This window comes from Roseovarius sp. EC-HK134 (assembly GCF_902498815.1).
In the GTDB taxonomy this organism is placed as follows: domain Bacteria; phylum Pseudomonadota; class Alphaproteobacteria; order Rhodobacterales; family Rhodobacteraceae; genus Roseovarius; species Roseovarius mucosus_A.
Genome location: NZ_LR701544.1, coordinates 3719478 through 3745050 on the forward strand (window position 1 = coordinate 3719478; position 25573 = coordinate 3745050).

Sequence of the window (25573 nt, forward strand, 5' to 3'; positions counted from 1 at the left end):
CCCTGCAAGCCGCGTTGCAAGGGACCACCGAACCCGCTACATCGCGGCAAAATCCCTGAACAGTGACAATCGGAGAACCCCATGAACACACCCCTGCGCCTTGGCATCGCCGGATTGGGCACGGTTGGCACGGGTGTCGTGCGGATCATCCGGCAAAAGGCCAATCTTTTGGCCGCCCGCGCAGGCCGCCCCGTGGTGATCACCGCTGTCTCAGCCCGCACAAGGGACAAGGATCGTGGCGTCACCCTTAGCGATTACGCATGGGAAGACGATCCCGTCGCTTTGGCCAAACGTGCCGATGTGGATGTGTTTGTCGAACTGATGGGCGGCTCTGACGGCCCGGCCAAGGCCGCAACCGAGGCGGCGATTGCTGCTGGCAAGGATATCGTAACCGCCAACAAGGCCATGCTCGCCCTCCACGGTCAGGCACTGGCAGTGGCCGCAGAGGCAGCAGGCCGCGTGATCCGGTTCGAGGCGGCTGTCGCCGGTGGCATCCCTGTCATCAAAGCGCTGACCGAAGGTCTGGCAGGCAATGACATCACCCGCGTCATGGGCGTGATGAACGGCACCTGCAACTATATCCTGACCCGCATGCAATCGGCAGGCCTGCCCTATGCCCAAGTCTTCGACGAGGCCGCCAAACTGGGCTATCTCGAGGCCGACCCGACACTCGACGTGGGCGGCATCGACGCCGGTCACAAGCTGGCGCTGCTCGCGTCCATCGCCTTTGGCTGTCAGGTGAATTTCGACGGTGTCACGCTGGAGGGGATCGAAAAGATCACCATCGAGGATATCCGCCACGCCGCCGATATGGGCTATCGCATCAAACTGCTGGGCGTGGCCCAGATGACAGGGCGCGGCCTTGAACAGCGCATGTCGCCCTGCCTTGTGCCCGATACCAGCCCGCTTGGACAGCTTGAAGGCGGCACCAATATGGTTGTGCTGGAAGGCGACAATGTCGAGCAGATCGTGCTGCGCGGTCCCGGTGCAGGCATGGGCCCCACGGCGAGCGCGGTGATGGGCGATGTGATGGACATCGCGCGCGGCGCCCGCCTGCCCACCTTTGGCCAACCCGCCGCCAGCCTTGCGCGGTGCCAGACCGCGACCAGCGCCACCCCCGCCCCCTATTACATGCGCATGTCGCTGATCGACAAGCCGGGCGCCTTGGCCAAGGTTGCGACCCTTCTGGGCGAGGCCGGTATTTCCATCGACAGAATGCGCCAGTATCGCCACGATGCCACCACAGCGCCCGTGCTGATCGTCACCCACAAGACGACGCGCGACGCGCTCGACACGGCCCTGACCGGCATCAGCCGTCTTGATGTTCTCCACGGAGAGCCGGTCGCACTGCGCATCGAAACCGTCTGACATAGCCCCGCCCGCCAGACTTGTGCGCCAGAGCGCGCGGCGCTAATGCTGATTTGACCTGATTTACAAGGACCATCCCATGACCTCCGATACCGCTTTCAACGATCGCATGCTTTCGCTCGGCCTCGCGCGCGTGGCCGAACAGGCCGCCCTCGCCTGCGCCGACCTGATCGGACGCGGCGATGAAAAGGCCGCCGATCAGGCCGCCGTGAACGCCATGCGCGAACAGCTCAACATCCTTGCCATCAAGGGTGTCGTGGTCATCGGCGAGGGCGAGCGCGACGAGGCCCCGATGCTTTTCATCGGCGAAGAAGTGGGCACCGGCGACGGCCCCGGCGTCGATATCGCCCTTGATCCGCTCGAAGGCACCACCCTGACCGCCAAGGCCATGCCCAATGCCCTGACCGTCATCGCCATGGCCCCGCGCGGCACGCTTCTGCATGCGCCCGACACCTATATGGACAAGCTGGCCATCGGGCCGGGATATCCTGAGAATGTCGTCTCCCTCGCCATGAGCCCGCGGGAGCGCGTCGAGGCGCTGGCCGCCGCGCGTGGCTGCCGCCCCTCCGAAATCACTGTTTGCGTGCTGGAACGGCCCCGCCATCAGGAAATGATCGACGAATTGCGCAGCACCGGCGCTGCCGTGTTTCTGATCCCCGATGGCGATGTCGCAGGCGTGATCCATTGCGCCGAGGCTGACCGCACCGGCATTGATATGTATATGGGCACCGGCGGCGCACCCGAGGGCGTGCTCGCGGCCTCTGCGCTCAAATGCATGGGCGGGCAGATGTGGGGACGCCTTGTGTTCCGCAACGAAGATGAACGCGCCCGCGCCGCCAAGGCCGGGATCACCGATTTCGACCGCATCTATTCGCGCGACGAGATGGTGACATCAGACGTGATATTTGCCGCCACCGGCGTCACCGACGGCTCGATCCTGTCAGGCGTCAAACGCCGCCCCGGCTATGTCGAAACGGAAACCCTGCTGATGCGCTCGCGCACGGGATCCGTGCGGCGCATGACCTATCGCAGCAAGCGGGACTAAGCGCGGCACAGGGGAAGGGGGCGCTGCCCCCGTCCCGGACCAAGTCCGGGACTCCCCCGAGGTATTTTGGGCCAGATGAGGAAGAGGAGGCGCGCATGCAATCGGCCTTTCTCGGAGTTGAGAGCTCGTTGACAAGTCGCCGATGGGTCGGTCCGGGCGTCGAGGCCGACCGACTGGCCGAGGCCATGGCACAGGCCACCGCCCTGCCCCGCCCCCTGTGTCAGACATTGGCGCGCCTTGGCGTGCCAGAGGACGCAGCCGAGGCCTATCTCGCCCCGACCCTGCGGGATCTTCTGCCTGACCCGCACGCGTTGCGCGACATGGAACAGGCCGCCGCGCGGTTTCTCAAGGCGCTGCGTGGCGGGGAACGCATCGCCATCTTCGCCGATTACGATGTCGATGGTGGCACCTCTGCCGCTCTGCTGATCGACTGGCTGCGCCAGATGCGCGCGCCCAGCCCCACGCTCTATATCCCCGACCGGATAGACGAGGGATATGGGCCCAACGTGCCCGCCATGTCCGATCTGGCCGCGCGCCACGATCTTATTGTCTGCGTCGATTGCGGCACCCTCAGCCATGAGGCGATTGCCGCAGCGACAGGCGCGGATGTGGTGGTGCTCGATCACCACTTGGGCGGGGAAACCCTGCCGCCCGCCCATGCCGTGGTCAATCCCAACCGTCAGGACGAGAGCGGTGATCTGGCGCATCTTTGCGCCGCCAGTGTCGTGTTCCTGATGCTGGTCGAGGCCGGGCGACAATTGCGCGACAGCGGCACCCAAGGGCCGGACCTGATGGCGATGCTCGATCTGGTGGCGCTGGCCACCGTGGCCGATGTAGCGCCTCTGATTGGCGTCAACCGCGCCTTTGTGCGCCAAGGGCTGCGCGTTATGGCTGCGCGCGCGCGTCCCGGTCTGGTGGCGCTGGCAGATGTGGCGCGGATGGACACCGCTCCCAATGCCTATCACCTAGGCTTTCTGCTTGGGCCGCGCGTCAACGCAGGCGGGCGGATCGGCAAGGCGGACTTGGGCGCGCGCCTTCTGGCCTGTGACAATCCCGCCGAGGCGCGCGCCATGGCCGAACGTCTTGACCAGCTCAACACCGAACGCCGCGAGGTCGAGGCGCAGGTGCGCGATGCCGCCCTCGCCCAAGCCGAGGCGCGAGGCCTGGATGCGCCCCTTGTCTGGGCCGCAGGCGAGGGTTGGCATCCCGGTGTCGTGGGCATCGTCGCCAGCCGCCTCAAGGAACGCGCCAACCGCCCCGCCATCGTGATCGGGCTGGACGGCGACGAGGGCAAAGGCTCGGGTCGCTCGGTCTCGGGCGTTGATCTGGGGGCCGCCATTCAGCGGCTGGCCAGCGAGGGCCTCTTGATCAAAGGCGGCGGGCACAAGATGGCGGCGGGTCTCACCGTCGCGCGTGAGCGGCTAGAGGCGGCCATGGCGCGTCTTTCAGAGTTGCTCGCCAAACAGGGCGCAGGCGTGGGCGGTGCCGCCGATCTGCGGCTCGACGGTCTCTTGATGCCCGGTGCCGCAACGGTCGAGCTTATCGAACAGATCGAGGCCGCAGGCCCCTTTGGCGCAGGCGCGCCCGGCCCCCGTTATGTCTTTCCCGACTGCCAGATCACCTTTGCCAAGGCGCTGAGCGGCGCACATCTCAAGTTGCGCTTCGGGGATGGCATGGGGGCAAGCCTTGACGCCATCGCATTTGGGGCGCTTGACGGCCCGTTGGGGCCTGCGCTCCTGAACCATGGCGGCGCGCGATTCCACCTCGCCGGGCGGCTCGATCTCAACAGTTGGGGCGGTCGGCAAACCGTGCAACTGCGCCTGGAGGACGCCGCCCCAGCCTGAGGCGCGCGAGGCCTGACCGTTCCGGCCCTCGGCGGATAAATTTCTGAATGGGGCGCAAAGTTTTTGCAAAATCCCTCTTGCACCCCCCGCCGCTTTTGCCTAGTTACGCGACACGCCAAGGCATGGCCCGTTCGTCTATCGGTTAGGACGTCAGGTTTTCAACCTGAAAAGAGGGGTTCGACTCCCCTACGGGCTGCCACTTTTCCTGATAATTGTTAAAGTCGTGATGCGTCATCGCAGTGCGCTCTTGTCAGAGATCTTCCCACCCGAAAGACCTTATGCCCCCGTCGCGCCCCATTCCCCGCCCCCCTTCTGCCCTGATCGCTGCGGCCCTCCCCGAGGTGGCACCGGGGCGGCGCGTCACGGTTGCGGGGCTGGTTCTGGTGCGTCAGCGCCCCGGCACCGCGCGCGGCGTGGTCTTTGTCACGCTCGAGGATGAGACCGGCACCATCAATGTCGTGATCTGGCGCAAGGTGTTTGACCGATTTCGCCGTGCGGTGATCGCCGGGCGCATGCTGCGTGTGACCGGGCGCGTCGAGCGGCAATCCGGCGTGACCCATCTCGTCGCCGAAGAGATCGAGGATATCTCGGCGCTGCTTGACCTTCTGGCCGATCCCGAAACCCCGCTTTCCCCGCCGGATCAAACAGGCTAGGCTCGTCTCGATCATCGCCCGCGAGACGCCCGCCCATGCTGCTGCCCCGCCTGTTCTGCCTTGCGCTGGCCCTCGCCCTCGCCGCGTGTCAGCCCGTGCCCTCTGGGCCAGAGCGCTCCAACGTCGGGGCCGAAGCGCCACCGGGCGCGCCCCCGGGCACCTGCTGGGGCAAAAAAGACACCCCCGCCGTGATCGAAACTGTCACCGAACAGGTGCAGCTTACCCCGGCGGAAACCGATGCATCCGGCCAGACCCTGCGCCCCGCCGCCTATGCGACCGTGACCCGTCAGGCGATTCTGCGCGAACGGGTCACGACCTGGTATGAAACCCCCTGCGCCGATCTCTTGACGCCCGAGTTCATTGCCTCGGTGCAGCGCGCCCTTGCGGCGCGCGGCCTCTACACCGGGCAGATCACCGCGCGGTTTGACGCCCGCACCCGCGCCGCCATCGCCCGCTATCAAGCGCCATTGGGCCTTGAGAGCGATACGCTCTCGCTCGACAGCGCCCGCCGCCTTGGGTTGGTGGCCACGCCAATCAGCGACTGATCCTGCTCCGCCTTTGGCATTGGGGTCACGCTTGCGGCATTGACCCTCACCCATGCCCCTCCCGGATCAGACGGAGCGCAAGCTCGGCATAGGCCCGCGCCGCCGGGCTGTCGCCCGCAGCCACCGGGCATCCCGCATCCCCCGCGAGCCGCGTCTCAAGATCAATCGGCAAAGCCGCCAAGAGCGGCAGGCCAAGCCCCTCCGCCTCGTGCTTCACCCCGCCATGACCAAAGACATGCGCCTCATGCCCGCAGTCGGGGCAGGTAAAGAACGACATATTCTCGATCATGCCCAATATCGGCACCTCGAGCGTGCGGAACATATCCATCGCCTTGCGCGCATCAAGGAGCGCCACATCCTGTGGTGTCGAGACGATGATCGCCCCATCAGGGCGCGCGCGTTGGCTGAGTGTCAGTTGCACATCGCCCGTGCCCGGCGGCAGATCGACGATGAGCGCATCCAGATCGCCCCAATCAACCTGCGCCAACATCTGCTGCAAGGCCCCCATCAACATCGGCCCCCGCCAGATCACCGCCTTGGCCGGATCAAGCATCAGCCCGATCGACATCACTTTGACGCCATGCGCCTCAAGCGGCGTAATCCGCGTGCCATCAGGGCTTGCGGGGCGCGCGCTCAGCCCCATCATGCGGGGCTGACTTGGCCCATGAATATCGGCATCAAGCAGGCCCACGCGCCGCCCCTGTCGCGCCAGCGCTACCGCCAGATTGGCCGCCACGGTCGATTTGCCCACGCCACCCTTGCCGCTTGCCACCGCCAGCAACGCGCCAATGCCCTCGGGCCTAATAGAGACATTGCCGCCCTTGGGATGCTGCCCCAGCTTGAGCACAGGCGGGGCCGCCTGCGCCGTCAGCACGACCCGCGCCCGGACGATTCCCGGCAGGCTCAGGGCCGCGCGCTCGGCGGCGGCGCGCAGGGGTTCCATCATCCGCGCCATCTCGGGGCTTGGGGCCTCGATGACAAAGCGCACCTCACCGGCTTCCTCGGTCAGTGCCCGTACCATGTCTCGGGAGATGAGATCACCGCCATCCGGCAATTCCAAATGCCGCAACCGCGCTTCAAGTTCGCTGCGAAAATCGTTCATCTTCGGTCCTTTGGTCCTGGGTTGGTCCTCAGCCACCATCACGGCGACAGCAGCAAGTCTTCACATAACGCCTAAAAAATGCCGCATTTGCTTAACCTTAGGTCACTTTTAGCTTATGCATTTGCTGCATAGCAGCATTGCTTATCAGGGGTATTGTGCACGCGCAGCAAAGGCGTATCTTACTCTCAACAAATGGCGAAACGAACCCCGCCGAACCTGAATACAATCAAATCCGCAAGGACCCGAAAATGCCGACGACGCTTAACACCAGCCGCTCCGCCACCGCCGTCCTCGGCGAAGACCTGAGCGCGGCTGTCTATGCTGCAATGCAGCGCTTTGTGAATTATCGCACCTATCGCCGCACGGTCAATGAGCTGTCGCAACTGAGCGCGCATGACCTCGCCGATCTGGGCCTGCACCGTAGCGAAATCCGCCGCGTTGCGCATGAAACAGTTTACGGCCACCGGTCGTACTAAAGGATCAGATACCCCCCTCCTCCTCCCTGGGGTATCTGTTACGGTCACGGGCATCTTTCCTCCTCCCTGATGCTCGGGGCCGTCAAATCGGGACTGAACAAGTCCCTTCGTTTTGCGAATGGCCCTCTCCTCCTCCCTGGGCCGGACGTATAGGAAACGGCGGCACCCCTCCTCCTCCCTGGTGCCGCCGTTTTTTATTGCGCGGATGCAAGACAGGGCAAACTTTTCACTAGTCGCACGAAACGCCCCGCGCGGCTCAGCCCTCCGGTAGCCGCACGGCAAAGCTTAGTGCTGCACGCGCGCGCGCCCGCGCCGCATCGTGCCTGCCAGATACGCCCGGCTCGCCTCTTGCAAGATCCCGACAAAGGCCCGCGCCGCGTCGCTTTCTGCCGCCACCGCTTCGGGGCAGTCCAACGCCGCCCGCGCCACTTGCGCCGTGACGGGCCCTTCAACCGAACACGCCCAGGTCAAAAACCCGATCCGCGCCACTTGCTCGGCCTGACGTCCGATGGCCGGATCACGCTCCAGCCCATTCATGATTCTTAGGAAACTCACTCTGCTCTTCTCCCCGACCGCACCCCGGGTCGGATGGGGCGAGAGCAGCAGGGGCCATGGCACGACAGATATTAGGCGCGCACGCCCGCACCGCACCCCGCGATTCGACGATCCGCCAAGGCTGGTTTCCGGGCTTGGGCGGCAGGCCAAATGGCCCTCGCATCTCGGCACCTTCCCGGACAAATTGCCCAGTGGCCTATCGCCGAAATGCCCTCCCTTACCGTTGCGGGGGCAGCGCCGGAGTTACACCGGCTTCCCAATTCTCCGCCCCAAAGGGCGGCACCCTGACTGGTTTAACCTAGCCGCGCAGGCCCCCGATCTGCAAGTCTGAAACCGACGCCGCCCGCGCCGCTCACGCCAGAACGCGATACCGCGCCGCGTAGCTCACAGGAAAATTCACCGACCGCGCAATAAAGCAGTACGCATGCACCTGCCCATGCAACGCATCAACCCGCCCAAGATCGGTTCCCGCCGGCACCGCAATCCGGGGCCGCAGGGTGGCGCGCAGAAACCGGCTGGCCCCGGCGCTATCCGTCTCACCCACCGCCAGCGGATCATCCTCATAGGCTTGCACGGCAATGCCCGCATCGCTCGCCAGATGCAAAAACCACAGCATGTGACAGGCACTGAGCGCGGCAATCAGCATATCCTCGGGATTATGCAGGCCGGGATTGCCGCCAAGCAGCGGGTCGTTCGAGCAGTGGATCACGGGCTTGCCCGGCGTCTCGACATTCCAGGTCCGGTCATAGCCCTTGTAATGCCGCGTCCCATCGCCCCGGTTGCCGGTCCAGACGACGCGGGCAGTATAATCATGCTCCGTCACCTTGACCCCTCCCGCGCCTTAGGGGCAGAAAATATCGTTGAAGAGGGCGAACAGCATCAGCGACAAGATGAGCGTCAGACCAACAGTCATCAGCACCCGCAACGCCCGCTCGCTCGGCGGGCGGCCCGAAACGGCCTCATAAGCGTAAAACACCAGATGCCCGCCATCCAGCACCGGCACCGGAAAGAGATTAAGCAGACCAACCGCCGTTGACAGCACCGCAATGAACCAGATGAAGCTTTCCGCGCCTTGGCTGGCCATCGCCCCCGAAACCTGTGCGATGCCAATCGGCCCGGACATGTTGCAACTGCTGATCGCCCCGGTGATCATGTGATAAAGGCCCGACAGCGAACTTTGGATGATGTCGCCGGTCTGGCCGACCGCATCCCCCACCGCCTCAATCAGCCCAAGCCGCTCGGTCGCAGGCTCAAACGCCATGCCGCCCGCGATCCCGATTCGCCATTCGGTGCGAAACCCGCCCTCAGGCTGCGGTTCGTCCACTCGGCGCGGGGTAATCGTGACCTCGTGGCTTTCGTCGCCCTCGCGCCACACCGTCAGCGCCAGCGGTGCCCCATTAGACCCCTCGACCACTACCTTCAGCTCTTCAAAGGCCACAATCGGCGTGCCATTGATCGCCGTAATCACATCACCCGCTTCCAAATCCGCCGCAAAGGCCGCAGATTGCGGTGCCAGCCCGCTGATCAACGGCGGCATAAGCTGCGGGCCCATCGCCTCGATCTCGCGTCCTGCGCGCTCAACCGTGTAGCGCAACAGCGCCTCGCGCGGCAGCGCGTCGATCATATCATCATAGACCTCGCCCGCCGCAACATCAGGCAGGGGCATACCCTCGACGCTCAGCACCCGGTCGCCCGGCTCTAGCGTGATCCCCTCAACCGGCAGCGGCTTCAATGCGCCCACGGTCAGCGGGTCGGCGGTCTTGCCCCCGGTCATCATCACAGCGCTGAAAATGATGATCGACAGAATGAAATTGAACACCGGCCCCGCCGCCACGGTCGCCGTGCGCGCCCAAAGTGGGGCACCATGCATCGTCTGGCGCAGCCGTTCAGGCGGCAGCGCCGCCATCGCCGCGCCGTCCTTGCCGCTCGCCGCATCGGCATCACCCAGAAACTTGACGAACCCGCCAAAGGGCAAAGCCGCGATCTGCCAGCGCGTCCCATGCCGATCCATCCGCGAAAACAGCACCGGACCAAACCCCAAAGAGAAGACTTCGGCCTTGATCCCTGACCAGCGCCCAACGATGTAATGGCCATATTCATGCACCGCCACGATCACGGACAACGCCACAACAAAGGCCAACAGGGTCAGGAACAGATTGCCGAATTGCGGCAGAGAGGTCAGAATTTCCACGCTTTATCCTTGGGTTCTTCGCTGAGAGACGACCAGATCGGCCTGCTTCCTAGCCAGATGGTCCATATGCGCCACCACATCAAGGGTCATCTCGGAATTCCGCGCCTCTGGCGCATCCTGCAAGGCGGTCAAAACCTCCTCAACCACGATGTTCATATCGGTAAAGCTGATCCGCCCCGCGATAAAGTGATCCAGCGCCCGCTCCTTGGCCGCATTGAACACCGCCCCCGAAAGGCCCCGCGCCTGCATCACCTCGCGCGCCAGCCGCAGCGCGGGATAGCGCTCAGGGTCCGGCGGGCGAAATTCCAGCATGCCAATCGCCGCCAAATCCAGCGCCTCCACCGGCAGCGCCTGTCGCTGCGGCCAGTTCAGCGCATAGCCAATGGCATGGCGCATATCCGGCGGCCCGACATGCGCCATAAGCGCACCATCGCAGAACCCCACCAACGCATGCACCAGCGATTGCGGATGAATGAGCACCTCAATCTGATCGGGGGCAAAGCCAAAAAACTCGCGCGCCTCGATCATCTCCATCGCCTTGTTGAACATCGAGGCGGAATCAATGGTGATCCTCTGCCCCATGGCCCAATTGGGATGGCTCGACGCCTCAGCCACGGTGGCCCCCGCCAGCCGCTCCAGCGGCCAATCGCGAAAGGCCCCGCCCGAAGCGGTGATGATCACCCGGCTGACAGCGGCCGCATCCTCACCCACAAGCGCCTGAAATATCGCGGAATGTTCGCTATCCACGGGCAGAATATTGGCACGGTTGGCACGCGCGGTGCGCATCATCAGCGCCCCCGCCGTCACCAGCGATTCCTTGTTGGCCAAGGCCAGCGTCGCGCCCTGCTCCAGCGCCGCCAAACCGGGCGCCAGCCCTGCGGCCCCCACGATGGCCGACATCACCCATTGCGCCGGTCGGCTGGCCGCCTCATTCAACGCCGCCTTGCCCGCCGCCGCCTCAACCTTGCTCCCCTTGAGCGCCTCGCGCAGCGACACCAGCAGATCGTCATGCGCCGTCACCGCCACCTCGGCCCCGAGGTCTATGGCATCGCGCGCCAGCTTGTCGATGTGATGCCCCCCCGTCAGCGCCACCACCTGATAGGCCCCCGGCGCGCGCCGGATCAGGTCAATCGTGTTCTGCCCGACAGAGCCGGTCGCCCCTAAAATGGAAATTCGTTTCATGCCACCCCCGGCAAGAGGCCCAGCGCCCACATGATCACCACGACCAACGCCGCGCCCAGCATCGCATCAAACCGGTCCAGCACGCCGCCGTGACCGGGAATAAGGTTGGAACTGTCCTTGATCCCGCGCAACCGCTTGACCGCACTTTCTGCAATATCGCCCATCTGCCCGGCAAACCCCACCAGCACCGACAGCGGCACCAGCGCAAGCCCCGCCCCGGTCGGCGCGGCGAATATCGCCCCGATCAGCGCCGCACCAACCCAGCCCGCCATCGTGCCTGACCATGTTTTCTTGGGGCTGATGCGCGGCCAGAACTTGGGCCCACCCAGCATGCGCCCGGCAAAATAGCCCGCAACGTCAGAGATGACCACCACCGCCACCAGCCATAACACCCAGATCAGCCCCGCCTCGGCGCGCAGCGTGCCCATGGCGTAGCACCCCAACAGGGCCCAAATCGCAAGCGCAAAGAACGGCCCGCGCTCGCGCTCGACCGAACTTGCGGCAACCACGACCGCAGCCAAAAGGATCGGCAACACCATGATCCCCGGCAACCACAGCGCCAGTGCCACCGCCACAGCCGCCAGCACGCCCGAGCGCAGCGCGTCAGGGGCCGCGAACATGCGCGCCGCTTCCCAGATCATCGCGCCCGCCAGCACACAGACCAGCGCGGCAAAGGGCAGACCGCCCAACCAGATTTCAATTGCGCCCACAACGATCAGCAAGATACCCGACACAAGGCGCGGCCACAGGTCCGCCCAGCGCGCCGCCCCGCTCATGCAGGCACAGCCCCAAAGCGGCGATCCCGCGCGCCATATTGCGCCAGCAACCGGGCGAACACATCCGGCGTGAAATCTGGCCAGAGCGTGTCGATGAATTCATATTCCGCATAGGCCGATTGCCACAGCAGGAAATTGGAAATCCGCGCCTCGCCGCTGGTCCGGATCACCAGATCAGGATCAGGCAGCACGCAGGTATCCAAGTAGCGGGGCAAGGTTTCCTCGTCGACATCCTCGGGGCGCAACCGCCCTTCGGCCACATCAATCGCCAACCGCTTGGTGGCGCGCGACACCTCATCGCGCCCCCCGTAATTCAGCGCGATGGTCAGGTTGGTGCCCGTGCAATGCGCGGTCATCGCCTCGGCCTCATCCATCAGCCCGCGCAGCTTGGCATCCAGCCGGGGCCGGTCGCCGATGAAACGCACCTGCACATTCTCGCGCACGAATTCCTGCATTTCCTTCATGATATAGCGACGAAAGAGGCTCATCAGCCCCGCCACCTCGGTCTGGGTCCGTTTCCAGTTCTCGGTGGAAAAGGCAAATATCGTCAGATACTTGACGCCCAAACCGGGGCAGGATTGCACGATCTCGCGCACCCGGCGTGCACCGGCATGATGACCAAAGAGACGCGGCCGCCCACGCTTTTGCGCCCAACGCCCGTTGCCATCCATAATGATCGCCACATGGCGCGGCCCCTCGGCCGGCGCGGATATTCCTGCCATGGGCGCGCTTTTTGCCATCAGACCTGCATGATCTCCGCTTGCTTACCCTCCAGCAATTCATCGACATGCTTGATGAAACGGTCGGTCAGAGATTGCACCTCGGATTCCCAGAATTTCTGATCATCCTCCGACATGCCATCGCCTTTGGCCTTCTTGATCTGATCCATCCCGTCGCGGCGCACATTGCGCACAGCAACCCGGGCATGCTCGGCATATTGCGCCGCCACTTTGGTCAGCTCTTTGCGGCGCTGTTCGTTCAGCTCAGGAATCGGCAGCATGATAATGGTGCCGTTAAGCTGCGGATTGATGCCCAAACCACTCTCGCGAATGGCTTTTTCCACCTTACCGACAAGGCCCTTGTCCCAAACATTGACCGTCACCATGCGCGGTTCGGGCACGTTGACCGTGCCCACCTGATTGATCGGGGTTTTCTGGCCATAGGCATCGACCATGATCGGCTCCAGCATCGAGGCCGAGGCGCGACCGGTGCGCAACGAGGCAAACTCGGTTTTGAGCGCGCCAATCGCACCCTCCATCCGGCGCTCCAGATCACCTGTGTCGATTTCGATATCATCCGCCATATTGTCTTGGTCCTTCTTGCGGCTCTTGCGTCTAAGCCTTGTTTTGCCTCAACCGTGCACGGTTGTATAGGTGCCCTCACCGGCCAGAATGCCCTTGAACCCGCCCGGTTCGTCAAGCGAGAAGACGATAATCGGCAAGTTATTGTCCCGCGCCAGCGCAATCGCCGAGGCATCCATCACCCCCAGATGCTGCGCCAGCACCTCGTCATAGGTCACACGCTCGAACCGCTTGGCATCCGGATATTTGATCGGGTCCTTGTCATAGACCCCATCCACCTTGGTCCCCTTAAAGATCGCCTCACAGGCCATTTCATTGGCCCGCAGCGTTGCCGCCGTATCGGTGGTGAAATAGGGGTTGCCGGTTCCAGCGGCAAAAATGCACACGCGCTTTTTCTCCAGATGCCGCACGGCACGGCGACGGATATAGGGCTCTGCCACCTCATCCATGCGAATGGCGCTGATCACCCGGCAAAACACGCCCATTTTCTCCAGCGCGCTCTGCATGGCCAGCGCGTTCATCACAGTGGCCAGCATGCCCATGTAATCCGCCGTCGTGCGCTCCATCCCCTGAGCGCTGCCTTGCAAGCCGCGAAAAATGTTACCGCCGCCAATCACCATGCAGATCTCAACCCCCAGATCATGCACAATCTTGACCTCGCGCGCGATCCGCTCAACCGTTGGGGGATGCAACCCATAGCCCAGATCCCCCATCAGCGCCTCCCCGGAAATCTTGAGCATCACACGGGTGAATTTGGCTCTCTCCGGGGTGGTCATCGGCATTCTCCGTTCGGTCGTGTCAATCTCGCGCAAAATGTCGCAAATGCCGCCCATGTGCAATCGCTGATCACCCCGTTTCGCGGGGAAAAGGCGGCAAACCGCCTCGCCAAACCGCGCGATTGGCGCTAACCGGAGCCTATGAGCCTGCCCGTTGAGATCCACCCTGACCGCCCCGTCTTGATCGCTGGCCCCACCGCCAGCGGCAAATCGGCGCTCGCGATGCACATCGCGCGCACCCAAGGCGGCGTCATCGTCAACGCCGACGCCCTACAAGTCTATGAAAACTGGCGCATTCTCAGCGCAAGACCCAGCGCCGAGGACACAGCAACCGTTCCCCACCGCCTATACGGGCATATCGGCGCGCAGGCCGACTATTCCACCGGCCATTGGCTGCGCGAGGTGGCAGCAATCCTCCAGACGCCGGCACGCGCGATCATCATCGGCGGTACCGGCCTCTATTTCAGCGCGTTGACCGAAGGTCTGGCCGAGATTCCCCCAACCCCACCCGCATTACGCGCCGAGGCCGATCACCTCATGGCCACACACGGGCTTTCCACACTCCTTGCCGCCCTTGATCCCACGACCCTTGCGCGCATCGACACCCGCAATCCCATGCGCGTCCAGCGCGCGTGGGAGGTGCAGCGCGCCACAGGTCACGGACTGGCCGCATGGCAGGATGACACGCCGCCGCCCCTTCTGCCACTCACCGCCTGCACCCCGCTTTTGATCACCGCCAACAAGGATTGGTTAAATGCCCGCATCGCCCGCCGCTTTGACGCCATGCTCGCCGCCGGGGCGCTGGACGAGGTGCGCGCCAATCTGCCCCTCTGGAACCCTGCCCTACCCTCGATGAAGGCCATCGGCGCGCCCGAACTCATCGCGCATTTACGCGGCGAAATGACGCTCGATCAGGCGCGCGAAGCCGCCACCATCGCCACCCGCCAATATGCCAAACGCCAGCGCACATGGTTCCGCGCACGGATGCGGGCATGGCAGCCGATAGAGGCCGAAACGCTCACCGCCTGAAACGCTCGCATTTCGTGCAAGCATTTCGCATTTCGTGCAGCGAACCACGATTTTCAGGACTTGTGAGGCGACAAATCGCCCCTGCCCTCTCCAATTCCGCCCAAGGCCGCCCGGCCCCGTCTTTGGGAGGAGACCACATGATTCCAGCCGCATTCGAGTATCACCGCCCCGGTGATCTGCCCGCCGCGCTCGCCCTCTTGCAACAACACGGCGACGAGGCCCGTGTTATCGCAGGCGGTCACAGCCTCATCCCGATGATGAAGCTGCGCATGGCCGAGGTGCCGCACCTCATCGACTTGCAAGCCATCGACGCGCTGCGCGGGATCACCATGGATGGCAGCCGCATCACCCTTGGGGCCATGGTCACGCAGGCCGAAATCATCGCTCATGCCGGTCTGACCACCCACGCGCCCATCCTGCGCGAGGCGGCGCTTCAGATTGCTGATCCGCAGGTGCGCGCCATGGGCACGGTCGGCGGCAACGTCGCAAATGGCGATCCCGGCAACGACATGCCCGGCCTGATGCAATGCCTGAACGCCACATTCCACGTCACCGGCCCCGAGGGTAGCCGCACCATCCCCGCACGGGAATTTTACGAGAGCGCCTATCTCACCGCCCGCGAGGATGACGAAATCCTCACCGCAGTCAGCTTTGACGCGCCCACCGGCGGGCAGGCCTATGAGAAACAGAAACGCAAGATCGGCGATTACGCCACCGCCGCCGCCGCCGTGATCCTCACCCGCTCGGGCGATCACTGCACCGCCGCGTCCATCGCCATGACCAACCTCTCCGATACGCCCATCTGGGCCGAGGCAGCAGGCAATGCCCTCATCGGCACCGCCTGCGGCGAAGATGCCGTCATCGCCGCAATCACCGCGATGCAAACCGCCATCGACCCGTCAGAGGACAATCGCGGACCGGTCGAATTCAAACGCCACGCGGCAGGCATCATCCTTGCCCGCGCCATCGCCCGCGCTTGGTCGCGCGCCTGAGGAAACGCACCCATGTCCAAGAAAATGCAGATCACCCTCACCGTGAACGGCACCCGCCATGAATTGCTGGCAGAACCACGCGAGCTTTTGATCCATGTCCTGCGCGAACGCCTCAATATCACAGGCCCGCATATCGGCTGCGAAACCTCGCATTGCGGCGCCTGCACCGTGATTATGGGCGACCGGTCGATCAAATCCTGCACCGTCTTTGCCGCTCAGGCAGACGGGGCCAGCATCACCACCATCGAAGGGCTCGGAAGCCCCGATGCGCTCCACCCACTGCAAGAGGCGTTTCGCGAGCATCACGGGTTGCAATGCGGCTTTTGCACGCCGGGTATGATCACCCGCGCGGCACAACTGCTTAAGGAAAACCCCGACCCCACCGAAGAAGAGGTGCGCTTTGGCATGGCGGGTAATCTCTGCCGCTGCACCGGCTATCAAAACATCGTCAAATCGGTGCTCGCCGCCGCTGCCACACTCAATTCCTCCAAGGAGGCCGCAGAATGAACGATCTGACGCCAGACCGCGACGACCGCACCGCCAAGCTCAAGGGCATCGGCTGCGCCCGCAAGCGCGTCGAAGATGCGCGATTTACCCAAGGCAAGGGCAATTATGTCGATGACATCAAGATGCCCGGCATGCTCTTTGGCGATTTCGTGCGCTCGCCCTATGCCCATGCCCGCGTGAAATCCATCGACACCTCCGCCGCCATGGCGCTTGACGGCGTGGTGGCTGTGCTGACGGCCAAGGATCTCGAGCCGCTCGGCCTGCATTGGATGCCCACCCTTGCGGGCGACAAACAGATGGTGCTGGCCGATGGCAAGGTGCTCTTTCAAGGACAAGAAGTGGCCTTTGTCGTCGCCCGCGACCGTTACGTTGCCGCCGACGCTGTGGAACTGGTCGACGTCGAGTATGAAGAACTCCCCGTCATCACCGACCCGTTCGAGGCGCTCAACTCCGACACAGTGCTGCGCGAGGATCTCGTCCCCGGTGCCGATGGTGCCCACGGCCCCCGCCGCCACCCCAACCATATTTTCCTGTGGGAACAGGGCGATAAATCCACCACCGAAGAGGTGATAGCCTCCGCCGATGTGGTGGCCGAGGAAATGATCTATTACCACCGCACCCACCCCTGCCCACTGGAAACCTGCGGCTGCGTCGCCTCCATGGACAAGGTGAATGGCAAGCTCACGCTCTATGGAACCTTTCAGGCCCCGCATGTGGTGCGCACCGTGGCCTCCTTGCTGTCGGGCATCGACGAACACAACATCCGCGTGGTGTCGCCCGACATCGGCGGCGGCTTTGGCAACAAGGTGGGCGTTTATCCCGGCTATGTCTGCTCGATCGTCGCCACCATCGTCACCGGCCTGCCGGTGAAATGGGTCGAGGATCGGATGGAAAACCTGATGGCCACCGCCTTCGCCCGCGACTACTGGATGAAGGGCAAGATCGCGGCCACCAAAGAGGGCAAGATCACCGGCCTCTGGTGCCATGTCACCGCCGATCACGGCGCGTTCGACGCCTGCGCCGATCCCACCAAATTCCCGGCCGGATTCTTTCATATCTGCACAGGCAGCTATGACATCCCCGTGGCCTACGTGGGCGTCGATGGCGTCTATACCAACAAGGCTCCGGGCGGCGTGGCCTATCGCTGCTCCTTCCGCGTGACCGAGGCCGCCTATTTCATCGAGCGCATGATCGAAATACTGGCCATTGAACTCGGCATGGACGCGGCAGAACTCCGCCGCATCAACTTCATCCGCGCCGACCAATTCCCCTATCACTCAGCGCTTGGCTGGGAATATGACAGCGGCGATTACCACACCGCCTGGGACAAGGCGCTCGAGGCTGTGGATTACGCCGGGCTGCGCGCCGAACAGGCCGAACGCATCGAGGCCTTCAAACGCGGCGAAACCCGCAAACTGATCGGCATTGGTCTGACGCATTTCACCGAAATCGTGGGGGCCGGCCCGGTCAAGAATTGCGACATCCTTGGGATGGGCATGTTCGACAGCTGCGAAATCCGCATCCACCCCACCGGATCGGCCATCGCCCGTCTTGGCACCATCTCTCAGGGTCAAGGCCACGCCACCACCTTTGCCCAGATCCTCGCCACCGAAATCGGTATTCCGGCCGATAAGATCACCGTGGAAGAAGGCGACACCGACACCGCGCCCTACGGCCTTGGCACCTATGGCAGCCGCTCTACCCCCGTGGCAGGGGCCGCCACCGCGCTCGCCGGTCGCAAAATCCGCGCCAAGGCGCAGATGATCGCGGCCTATCTGCTAGAGGTCCATGACGATGACGTCGAATTCGACATCGACCGCTTCGCCGTCAAAGGCGCGCCGGAACGGTTCAAGACCATGGCCGAGATTGCCTATGCCGCTTATCATCAGGCCATTCCCGGCGTCGAGCCGGGGCTCGAAGCGGTCAGCTACTACGATCCGCCCAACATGACCTATCCCTTCGGGGCCTATATCTGCGTGATGGAAATTGACGTCGACACCGGCGAAACACAAATCCGCCAGTTCTACGCGCTCGACGATTGCGGCACCCGCATCAACCCGATGGTGATCGAAGGCCAAGTGCATGGCGGCCTGACAGAGGCGCTCGCCATCGCCATGGGACAGGAAATTGCCTATGACGAGATGGGCAATGTCAAAACCGGCACGCTGATGGATTTCTTTATCCCCACCGCGTGGGAAACGCCGCATTACACCACAGATCATACGGAAACCCCCTCGCCACACCACCCCATCGGGGCCAAGGGCGTGGGTGAAAGCCCGAATGTCGGCGGTGTTCCGGCCTTTTCAAACGCCGTGCATGATGCGCTGCGCCCCTTTGGCCTGCGTCAAAGCCATATGCCGCATGATCATTGGCGCATCTGGCGCGCAGCCCATGACCTCGGGCTGCATGGCTAAGGACGGGACCGGGGGCCAGCCCCCGGACCCCCGGAGTATTTGCACCAAAAAGAAACAGGGAGACTGCATGCAAGGCTGGCGCGATCTGCAACAGGGCATGACAGATCATGGCTATATCGCAGGTGACGATTTGGCCATGGCGCTGCATATCGCCCTGTCACTGGAGCGGCCCCTCCTGCTGGAAGGGGCTGCAGGCGTCGGCAAGACTGAGGTGGCGCGCGTGCTGGCCGCGATGAAATCCGCGCGCCTGATCCGCCTGCAATGCTACGAAGGGCTCGACGCCGCCCAAGCCATCTATGAATGGAACTACCCCCGCCAACTCCTCGCCATCCGCGCCGCCTCAGAGGGCGGCGAGACCGGCGCAGGCGTGGAAGCGCGGATTTTCTCTGATGATTACCTCTTGGAGCGGCCCCTGTTGCAGGCCATCCGGCAGGCAGAATCGCCGGTCCTGCTGATCGACGAGATCGACCGCGCCGACGAGGAATTCGAGGCCTATCTTCTTGAAATCCTGTCCGAGTTCCAGATCACCATCCCCGAAATGGGCACGCTCACCGCCACCGCGCGCCCGATGGTGATCCTCACCGCCAATGGCACCCGTGACCTTTCGGATGCGCTGCGCAGGCGCTGCATTTATGCCCATGTCGACTACCCGGACCGCACCGCAGAGCTTGCAATATTGCAAAGCCGCTGTCCGCAGATCGACCAGCACCTCACCCGCCAGATCGTCAGCTTCGTGCAGGCCCTCCGCCGCGAGGACCTTGAGAAAACTCCCGGCATCGCCGAAACCCTCGATTTCGCCGCGGCTCTTGCGGGCCTTGGCATCAACGATCTGACCCATGATCCGGTGATCTTGCAAGCCGCGCTTGCGACCCTGCTCAAGACCCAAGCGGACCGCGCCAATATCACCACAGAAGTGGCGCAACGCCTCGCAGGGCAAGCCGCATGAGCCGCGTCACCCGCTTTGCCGCCCGCGATCCGGGGCCATCCGCACGTATCGCGGGCTTCATCGCCCATCTGCGCGCCAATGGCCTGCGGTTGGGCGTGGGCGAGACACAAACAGCCCTTACAGCCCTCAGCCATATCAACGCGGCCAACCCCGACGAGACCCGCCGCGCCCTCAAATCAGTCTGCGCCAGCACCGCCGATGAGGTGGCCCAGTTCGACGCGCTCTTTGACAGCTATTGGCTGAACGCAGGCCGCGTGCGCGAGAAATTCGCCCCGTCAGAGCGCAGCGGCAATGCCAATAGCCGCAACAGCCGCGATGCCAGCGGCGAAAACAGCACCGCGCGCGGGCAAATCCACGCCCCCGACGATGGCAGGGGTGCGGCCCATGGCGACGGCACCGGCACGCTCATCGCCAGCCGCACCGCCAGCCTGATGCATCACGACATGCGCAAACTGGTCAGCCCGCAGGATATTGCCGAGGCTGAATCCATCGCCCGCCGCCTTGCGCAATCCCTCGCCTACCGCCGGTCCCGCCGCCGCCGGGCCGCCCATCGGGGCGATAAGATCCACTTTCGCCGCCTCATCCGCGCCAGCCTTGCCACCGGGGGCGAACCCCTGACACTCCCGCGCAAGAAACGCCCGGATCGTCAGATGCGGATCGTCGCCCTCTGCGATGTCTCCGGCTCGATGACGATCTATGCGCGGGTGTTTTTGGCCTTTCTCACCGGCCTTGTTCGCGCCGATGACGCCACGGATGCCTGGCTCTTTCATACCCGCCTTGTGCGCATTTCGGACGCGCTGCGCGATCCTGACCCACTGCGCGCCCTCAACCGCCTGTCGCTTCTGGCCGATGGCTTTGGCGGCGGGTCCAAGATTGGCGCATCGCTGGCAGATTTCGCCCGTGGCCCCGCGCGGCACGGCGTCAATTCCCGCACGGTCGTGGTGATCCTGTCGGACGGCTATGACACTGACGCGCCCGCAGCCCTGACCGAGGCCCTCATCCGCCTGCGCAAACGAGGTGGGCGGATTATCTGGCTCAACCCATTGAAAGGTTGGGCAGATTACGCACCCGTCACCGCCGCCATGGCCGCCGCCCTGCCGCATCTCGATCTCTTTGCCGCCGCCACGACGCTGAACGATCTGGCGGCCCTCGGCCCGCAGCTGGAGCGCCTGACATGATCTCTGACACGCTCAACACCGCCACCCACCGCCTGAACGCCGCCCGCACCCCCTATGCCATTGCCACGGTCATCCGCACCGTGGGGGCCACTGCCGCCAAACCCGGCGCACGGGCGCTGATCCTCGCCGATGGCACCATATCAGAGGGCTGGATTGGTGGCGGCTGCGTGCGGGGTGCGGTGGCCCGCGCCGCCCAAAGCGCCCTCGCCGAAGGCACGCCGCGCCTCATTTCCATTCAGCCTGACGAAGACCTGACCGCGCAGGGCCTGACCCCCGGCGAACACCATCAGGGCCGCGACATCGCCCGCAACGGCTGTCCCAGCAAGGGCGCGATGGAGATTTTCGTGGAACCGGTCCTGCCTCGCCCCGAACTTGTGATCCTTGGTGCCTCGCCTGTGGCGCTTGCCCTCGCCACCCTCGCGCAGCCCTTCGGGTTTGACATCACCACACCCGATACCCAGCCCGATTCTGGCCCCCTGCCCGCCGCCAACCATGCGCGGATGGTGGTCATCGCCACCCAAGGGGCCGGCGATCTCGACGCCCTGCGCACGGCACTGGCCTCTGACGCCGACTATATCGGCTTTGTCGCCAGCCGCCGCAAATTCACAACCCTCGCCGCGCGGCTCGATGCCACGCCAGAGACGCTGGCGCGCGTCCATTCCCCGGCGGGCCTTGCGATCAACGCTGTAACCCCCGAGGAAATCGCGCTCTCAATTCTGGCCCAGATCGTCCAGCACCGCCGCCAGGGCCAGCGCCAGACCTGACATTCCCCATAAATATCAAGGAGACCCCCATGGACCTCGCCGATGAAATCACGCTCAATGCGCCCAAATCCCGCGTCTATGCCGCGCTGAACGATCCCGAGATTCTGCGCCAGAGCATTCCGGGATGCGAGGAACTGATCAAACATTCCGATACCGAATTAGAGGCCCGCGTCGTGCTCAAGATCGGCCCGGTCAAGGCACGCTTTACCGGCACGGTCACGCTCGACACCTCGGGTGCGCCAGATGCGTTTTCATTGACGGGCCAAGGCAATGGCGGCGCTGCGGGCCATGCCAAGGGCGGCGCGGATGTGACGCTGACCGAAGAAAACGGCGTCACCACCCTGCGCTATAATGCCCGCGCCGACATCGGCGGCAAGCTCGCGCAATTGGGCAGCCGCCTCATTCAAAGCACGGCGAAAAAGCTCGCCGCTCAGTTTTTCACCAATTTTCAAGAGGTGGTCGCCCCGGCAGAGGTTTAGAGCCCCGCCAGAAACGCCGCGATACCAGCCTCCGCAACCTCGCGGTCCTGCATCGGCGTGCCCGAACTTACGCCGATGCCGCCCACAACATCGCCCTCCACAACCACGGGCAGGCCGCCGCCCACCACCATCAACCGCCCGCCAATGGCCGCCGCGATGCCATAGGCGGGCTTGCCGGGTTGGCTCAGCTCGCCATACTCATGCGTCGCTTTCTTGGCTCCGGCGGCGGTAAAGGCCTTGTCGATCGCAATGGTGATCGACGTAACCTTGCCCCCGTCCATCCGCTCAAACGCCACCAGATTGCCGCCCTCGTCGGTGATGGCGATGCACATCGGCACGCCAATCTCCGCCGCCTTGGCGCGCGCACCCGCCAAGAGCACCCCGGCATCCGCCAGATCGAGCCTTTTTACCGTCAGCATAAACCGTTCCCCCTATGCCGCTTTGACCCCGCGCCGCGCCGCATGCAACAGCGGCTCTGTATAGCCCGAGGGCTGCTTGGCCCCTTCAAAAATCAGATCCCGCGCCGCCTTGAACGCCGCCCCATCGAAATCAGGGGCCATCGGGCGATAGGCCGGGTCTTGCGCGTTCTGCGCATCCACCTTGGGTGCCATACGCCGCAACGAGGCGTCAATCTCTTCCGCCGTGCATATCCCGTGGATCAGCCAATTGGCCAGATATTGCGACGAAATCCGCAAAGTCGCGCGATCCTCCATCAGCGCCACATCGTTGATGTCCGGCACCTTGGAACAGCCGATCCCCTGATCGACCCAGCGCACGACATAGCCCAGAATCGACTGACAGGAATTGTCCAGCTCGCGCCGCACTTCTTCGCCCGATAGGTTGCGCCCCACCATCAGCGGCGGTGTCAGCAGATCAGCCCGCGCCGCGCGATCCCGGCCCTTGAGCGCCGCTTGCAGCCCGGCCACATCCACCTGATGGTAATGCGTGGCATGCAGCGTCGCCGCCGTGGGCGACGGCACCCAGGCCGTATTCGCCCCAGCCTTGGGATGCCCGATCTTGACCTCCAGCATATCGGCCATCGCATCGGGCTTGGCCCACATGCCCTTGCCGATCTGTCCGCGCCCGGTCATGCCGGCTGCAAGGCCCGCATCGACATTCCCGGCCTCATAGGCCGCAAGCCAGATGGCCTTTTGCATCTCGCCCTTGGGAATGACCGGCCCCGCCTGCATCGAGGTGTGAATCTCGTCGCCGGTCCGATCAAGGAACCCGGTGTTGATGAACACACAGCGATCCTTGACCGCCTTGATACAGGCCATAAGGTTCGCCGAGGTCCGCCGCTCCTCATCCATCACGCCCAGCTTGACGGTATTTTGCGGCAGGCCCAGCACCTCTTCGACCCGCCCATAGAGCGTATCGACAAAGGCGCATTCCTCCGGCCCATGCAGCTTGGGGATAACGACGTAAACCGATCCAGCCCGCGAATTGCCCTCTGCACCGCGCGCCAGATCATGCATCGCCGCCGCAACCGTCACGGCGGCATCCAGCATCACCTCAGGCGTCTCCTTGCCGTCCAGCAGCACCGCATCAGTGGTCATCAAAAGCCCGACATTGCGCACCAGCATCAGCGCACGTCCGGGATGCACCACCTCGTTCCCCTGCGGATCAAGATAGGTCACATCCGGGTTCAGCGCCCGGGTGAGCAGACGCCCGCCCTTCTCGAACCGCTCTTGCAGGTCGCCACGCATCAGACCCAGCCAATTGCCATAGACCACGCATTTATCGTCAGCATCCACCGCCGCGACCGAATCCTCGCAATCCTGTATAGCGGTCAGCGCGCTTTCGATCCGCACATCCGAAATTCCCGCCGGATCATCGCGGCCAATGGCCGACGCCCGGTCAATCACGATCTCGATCATCAGCCCATTGACCCGCAACATCACGTTGCCGCCCGCCGTAGTGCCTGCAAATTGCCCTGCGTCAGCCAACCCCGTGACGTGCCCGCCCACTGTAACACGCAACGCGCCGTCCACCTCGAACGCCGCGACATCGGCCCAAGACCCGGCGGTCAAGGGGGCCACCTTGTCCAGATGCGCCCGCGCCCAGGCAATCACTTGGCGGCCCCGCGCAGCATCATAGCCCGGCCCCTCTGCCCGGCCCGCAATCGCATCCGTGCCATAAAGCGCATCATAAAGACTGCCCCAGCGCGCATTGGCGGCATTGAGCGCAAACCGCGCATTCATCACCGGCACCACCAATTGCGGCCCCGCAACCTGTGCAATCTCGGCATCCACATTCTGCGTGCCCAGCTCAAACGCCTCCGGTTCCGGCACCAGATAGCCGATCTCGGTCAGAAATTCGCGATACGCTTCACCATCAAACTGCTGCCCGCGCCGCGCGCGGTGCCAGCCGTCAATCTGCACCTGCAGCTCCCGCCGCTTGGCCAAAAGCGCCGCGTTCTTGGGCGCAAGATCCCGCAACAGCGCGGCATAGCCGGACCAGAACTGATCGGCACTCAGCCCAAGCAGCACCTCATCTTCGATCAAACGGGCCAGCGGTGCGGCCACGCTCAGGCCGTGACGGTCAACATAGGTGGTCATGGTATCGCTCCAGTATTTCAGGAAATCATCGGGTTTTGCAGCTACTTCAGTGCTGCGGGACTTGTAAGAACGGGAAAAATGTTTTCCATTGTATGGAAAGGTATACCGAACATGACCGATCCCCAATCCCAAGGCGTCCAGTCCGTCGCCCGTGCCCTGCGCCTGCTGCACCTGCTCAGCCAGCAGGACGAAGGCGCGCGCGTGTCGGATTTGGCCCGGCTGGCCGGTCTTGCGGTCTCGACCACGCACCGCCTGCTGACCACGCTCGAATTGCAGCACTTCGCACAATTCGATTCAGAGCGCGCGCTGTGGCATGTCGGACGGGGCGCGTTTTCCGTTGGCACCGCCTTTGCCCGGCGGCATAATTTCGTCACCCCGGCCCTGCCGCTCTTGCGCCACCTGCGCGATGCCACGCGCGAGACCGCCAATCTCGGCATTCTCGATCAGGACGAGCTTGTGACCCTCTCACAGGTCGAAAGCCGCGAAATCATGCGCGCCATCTCGCCCCCCGGCGGGCGCGTGCCCGCCTTTTGCTCTGGCATGGGCAAGGCGATTCTCGCCACATGGCCCGATGCCGATATCGCCGAGTTCGTGGCCCGCACCGGGTTTCACCCGATGACCAAACGCTCACACCGCAGCCTGACCACAGCCATGGTCGATATCAAACGCATCCGCGCCCAAGGCTTTGCACTCGATGACGAGGAACATGTGACGGGCTTACGCTGCTTGGCCGCCGTGGTCTGGTCGCCACAGGCCGAAGCGGTCTGCGCCATCTCGGTCTCGGGTCTGGCCGCACGTCTGCCTGATGCCCGGCTCGACACCGTCGGGCGTCAAGTCGCCGAGGCCGCAGCCGAACTCACCCAGCGCATTGGCGGGCAAAAACCGGACTGAC

At 64.0% G+C, this 25573-nt stretch carries 26 protein-coding genes, 1 tRNA gene and 1 riboswitch; of the genes, 16 read left to right on the forward strand and 11 right to left on the reverse strand.

Annotated elements, in window-relative coordinates:
- Window positions 1-81: 81 nt before the first annotated feature.
- The 6 genes from GC127_RS21770 to GC127_RS21795 all read left to right on the forward strand — a co-directional run bounded on the left by GC127_RS21770 (window position 82) and on the right by GC127_RS21795 (window position 5455).
- Window positions 82-1368, forward strand: a complete 1287-nt coding sequence (locus tag GC127_RS21770; RefSeq protein WP_151978958.1) for a homoserine dehydrogenase — start codon at window positions 82-84, stop codon at window positions 1366-1368.
- 79 nt (window positions 1369-1447) lie between these two features.
- Window positions 1448-2413: a class II fructose-bisphosphatase gene (glpX, locus tag GC127_RS21775; protein WP_008280445.1), complete on the forward strand. Its 966-nt coding sequence runs from the start codon at window positions 1448-1450 to the stop codon at window positions 2411-2413.
- A 95-nt stretch (window positions 2414-2508) separates the two neighbouring features.
- Window positions 2509-4257, forward strand: a complete 1749-nt coding sequence (gene recJ / locus GC127_RS21780; RefSeq protein ID WP_151978957.1) for a single-stranded-DNA-specific exonuclease RecJ — start codon at window positions 2509-2511, stop codon at window positions 4255-4257.
- Window positions 4258-4381: 124 nt separating this feature from the next.
- Window positions 4382-4456, forward strand: a tRNA-Glu gene (locus GC127_RS21785).
- A gap of 79 nt (window positions 4457-4535) precedes the next feature.
- The gene (locus tag GC127_RS21790; RefSeq protein WP_008280447.1) at window positions 4536-4910 is read left to right on the forward strand and encodes an OB-fold nucleic acid binding domain-containing protein; all 375 of its coding nucleotides are present in this window, start codon (window positions 4536-4538) and stop codon (window positions 4908-4910) included.
- A 35-nt stretch (window positions 4911-4945) separates the two neighbouring features.
- The gene (locus tag GC127_RS21795; RefSeq protein WP_081506608.1) at window positions 4946-5455 is read left to right on the forward strand and encodes a peptidoglycan-binding domain-containing protein; all 510 of its coding nucleotides are present in this window, start codon (window positions 4946-4948) and stop codon (window positions 5453-5455) included.
- Window positions 5456-5501: 46 nt separating this feature from the next.
- Here the strand turns inward: GC127_RS21795 and GC127_RS21800 are convergent, their stop codons facing one another.
- The gene (locus tag GC127_RS21800) at window positions 5502-6557 is read right to left on the reverse strand and encodes an Mrp/NBP35 family ATP-binding protein (protein WP_151979555.1); all 1056 of its coding nucleotides are present in this window, start codon (window positions 6555-6557) and stop codon (window positions 5502-5504) included.
- 248 nt (window positions 6558-6805) lie between these two features.
- Between GC127_RS21800 and GC127_RS21805 the strand changes: the two genes are divergently transcribed.
- On the forward strand, window positions 6806-7033 hold the full coding sequence (locus GC127_RS21805) for a DUF1127 domain-containing protein (RefSeq protein ID WP_008280451.1): 228 nt from the start codon (window positions 6806-6808) through the stop codon (window positions 7031-7033).
- 285 nt (window positions 7034-7318) lie between these two features.
- Here GC127_RS21805 and GC127_RS21810 read toward each other — a convergent pair whose 3' ends face one another.
- From GC127_RS21810 to pyrH, 8 genes are all read right to left on the reverse strand, one after another.
- Window positions 7319-7588: a hypothetical protein gene (locus GC127_RS21810; protein ID WP_157667265.1), complete on the reverse strand. Its 270-nt coding sequence runs from the start codon at window positions 7586-7588 to the stop codon at window positions 7319-7321.
- A 101-nt stretch (window positions 7589-7689) separates the two neighbouring features.
- Window positions 7690-7890, reverse strand: a riboswitch (cobalamin riboswitch).
- A 50-nt stretch (window positions 7891-7940) separates the two neighbouring features.
- On the reverse strand, window positions 7941-8411 hold the full coding sequence (locus GC127_RS21815) for an OsmC family protein (RefSeq protein WP_151979556.1): 471 nt from the start codon (window positions 8409-8411) through the stop codon (window positions 7941-7943).
- An 18-nt stretch (window positions 8412-8429) separates the two neighbouring features.
- Entirely contained in the window at window positions 8430-9779 is a 1350-nt protein-coding gene (rseP, locus tag GC127_RS21820; RefSeq protein ID WP_008280454.1) for an RIP metalloprotease RseP, read from the reverse strand.
- A 3-nt stretch (window positions 9780-9782) separates the two neighbouring features.
- Window positions 9783-10961 (reverse strand): 1-deoxy-D-xylulose-5-phosphate reductoisomerase, encoded by a 1179-nt coding sequence (gene dxr / locus GC127_RS21825; RefSeq protein WP_008280455.1) that lies wholly within the window; start codon window positions 10959-10961, stop codon window positions 9783-9785.
- Entirely contained in the window at window positions 10958-11737 is a 780-nt protein-coding gene (locus GC127_RS21830) for a phosphatidate cytidylyltransferase (RefSeq protein WP_151979557.1), read from the reverse strand. The genes dxr and GC127_RS21830 overlap by 4 nt, the downstream gene beginning before the upstream one ends.
- Window positions 11734-12477, reverse strand: coding sequence for an isoprenyl transferase (locus tag GC127_RS21835; RefSeq protein WP_081506612.1), 744 nt, complete (start codon window positions 12475-12477; stop codon window positions 11734-11736). The genes GC127_RS21830 and GC127_RS21835 overlap by 4 nt, the downstream gene beginning before the upstream one ends.
- On the reverse strand, window positions 12477-13040 hold the full coding sequence (gene frr / locus GC127_RS21840; protein WP_008280458.1) for a ribosome recycling factor: 564 nt from the start codon (window positions 13038-13040) through the stop codon (window positions 12477-12479). Before frr ends, GC127_RS21835 begins: the two co-directional genes overlap by 1 nt.
- Before the next feature lie 48 nt (window positions 13041-13088).
- On the reverse strand, window positions 13089-13814 hold the full coding sequence (gene pyrH, locus GC127_RS21845; RefSeq protein ID WP_198133578.1) for a UMP kinase: 726 nt from the start codon (window positions 13812-13814) through the stop codon (window positions 13089-13091).
- Window positions 13815-13955: 141 nt separating this feature from the next.
- On the opposite strand from pyrH, the gene miaA reads away from it, so the two are divergent.
- From miaA to GC127_RS21885, 8 genes are all read left to right on the forward strand, one after another.
- Window positions 13956-14843 (forward strand): tRNA (adenosine(37)-N6)-dimethylallyltransferase MiaA, encoded by an 888-nt coding sequence (miaA, locus tag GC127_RS21850; RefSeq protein ID WP_151979558.1) that lies wholly within the window; start codon window positions 13956-13958, stop codon window positions 14841-14843.
- A 137-nt stretch (window positions 14844-14980) separates the two neighbouring features.
- The gene (locus GC127_RS21855; RefSeq protein ID WP_008280462.1) at window positions 14981-15835 is read left to right on the forward strand and encodes a xanthine dehydrogenase family protein subunit M; all 855 of its coding nucleotides are present in this window, start codon (window positions 14981-14983) and stop codon (window positions 15833-15835) included.
- A gap of 12 nt (window positions 15836-15847) precedes the next feature.
- Window positions 15848-16342 (forward strand): (2Fe-2S)-binding protein, encoded by a 495-nt coding sequence (locus tag GC127_RS21860; protein ID WP_008280463.1) that lies wholly within the window; start codon window positions 15848-15850, stop codon window positions 16340-16342.
- Window positions 16339-18756 (forward strand): aerobic carbon-monoxide dehydrogenase large subunit, encoded by a 2418-nt coding sequence (locus tag GC127_RS21865; RefSeq protein WP_008280464.1) that lies wholly within the window; start codon window positions 16339-16341, stop codon window positions 18754-18756. Before GC127_RS21860 ends, GC127_RS21865 begins: the two co-directional genes overlap by 4 nt.
- A 67-nt stretch (window positions 18757-18823) precedes the next feature.
- Window positions 18824-19702, forward strand: coding sequence for a MoxR family ATPase (locus GC127_RS21870; RefSeq protein ID WP_151979559.1), 879 nt, complete (start codon window positions 18824-18826; stop codon window positions 19700-19702).
- Complete coding sequence (locus GC127_RS21875) at window positions 19699-20880, forward strand: VWA domain-containing protein (protein WP_151979560.1); 1182 nt, start codon at window positions 19699-19701, stop codon at window positions 20878-20880. Before GC127_RS21870 ends, GC127_RS21875 begins: the two co-directional genes overlap by 4 nt.
- Complete coding sequence (locus tag GC127_RS21880; protein WP_151979561.1) at window positions 20877-21644, forward strand: XdhC family protein; 768 nt, start codon at window positions 20877-20879, stop codon at window positions 21642-21644. Before GC127_RS21875 ends, GC127_RS21880 begins: the two co-directional genes overlap by 4 nt.
- A 29-nt stretch (window positions 21645-21673) precedes the next feature.
- Entirely contained in the window at window positions 21674-22123 is a 450-nt protein-coding gene (locus GC127_RS21885; RefSeq protein ID WP_081506618.1) for a CoxG family protein, read from the forward strand.
- Here the strand turns inward: GC127_RS21885 and GC127_RS21890 are convergent.
- On the reverse strand, window positions 22120-22542 hold the full coding sequence (locus tag GC127_RS21890) for a heme-binding protein (protein ID WP_151979562.1): 423 nt from the start codon (window positions 22540-22542) through the stop codon (window positions 22120-22122). The genes GC127_RS21885 and GC127_RS21890 overlap by 4 nt on opposite strands.
- A 12-nt stretch (window positions 22543-22554) precedes the next feature.
- Window positions 22555-24681 (reverse strand): malate synthase G, encoded by a 2127-nt coding sequence (locus tag GC127_RS21895; RefSeq protein WP_151979563.1) that lies wholly within the window; start codon window positions 24679-24681, stop codon window positions 22555-22557.
- A 111-nt stretch (window positions 24682-24792) separates the two neighbouring features.
- On the opposite strand from GC127_RS21895, the gene GC127_RS21900 reads away from it, so the two are divergent.
- A complete protein-coding gene (locus tag GC127_RS21900; protein WP_008280471.1) occupies window positions 24793-25572 on the forward strand; it encodes an IclR family transcriptional regulator in 780 nt (259 codons plus the stop codon).
- The last annotated feature ends 1 nt before the right edge of the window (window position 25573 follow it).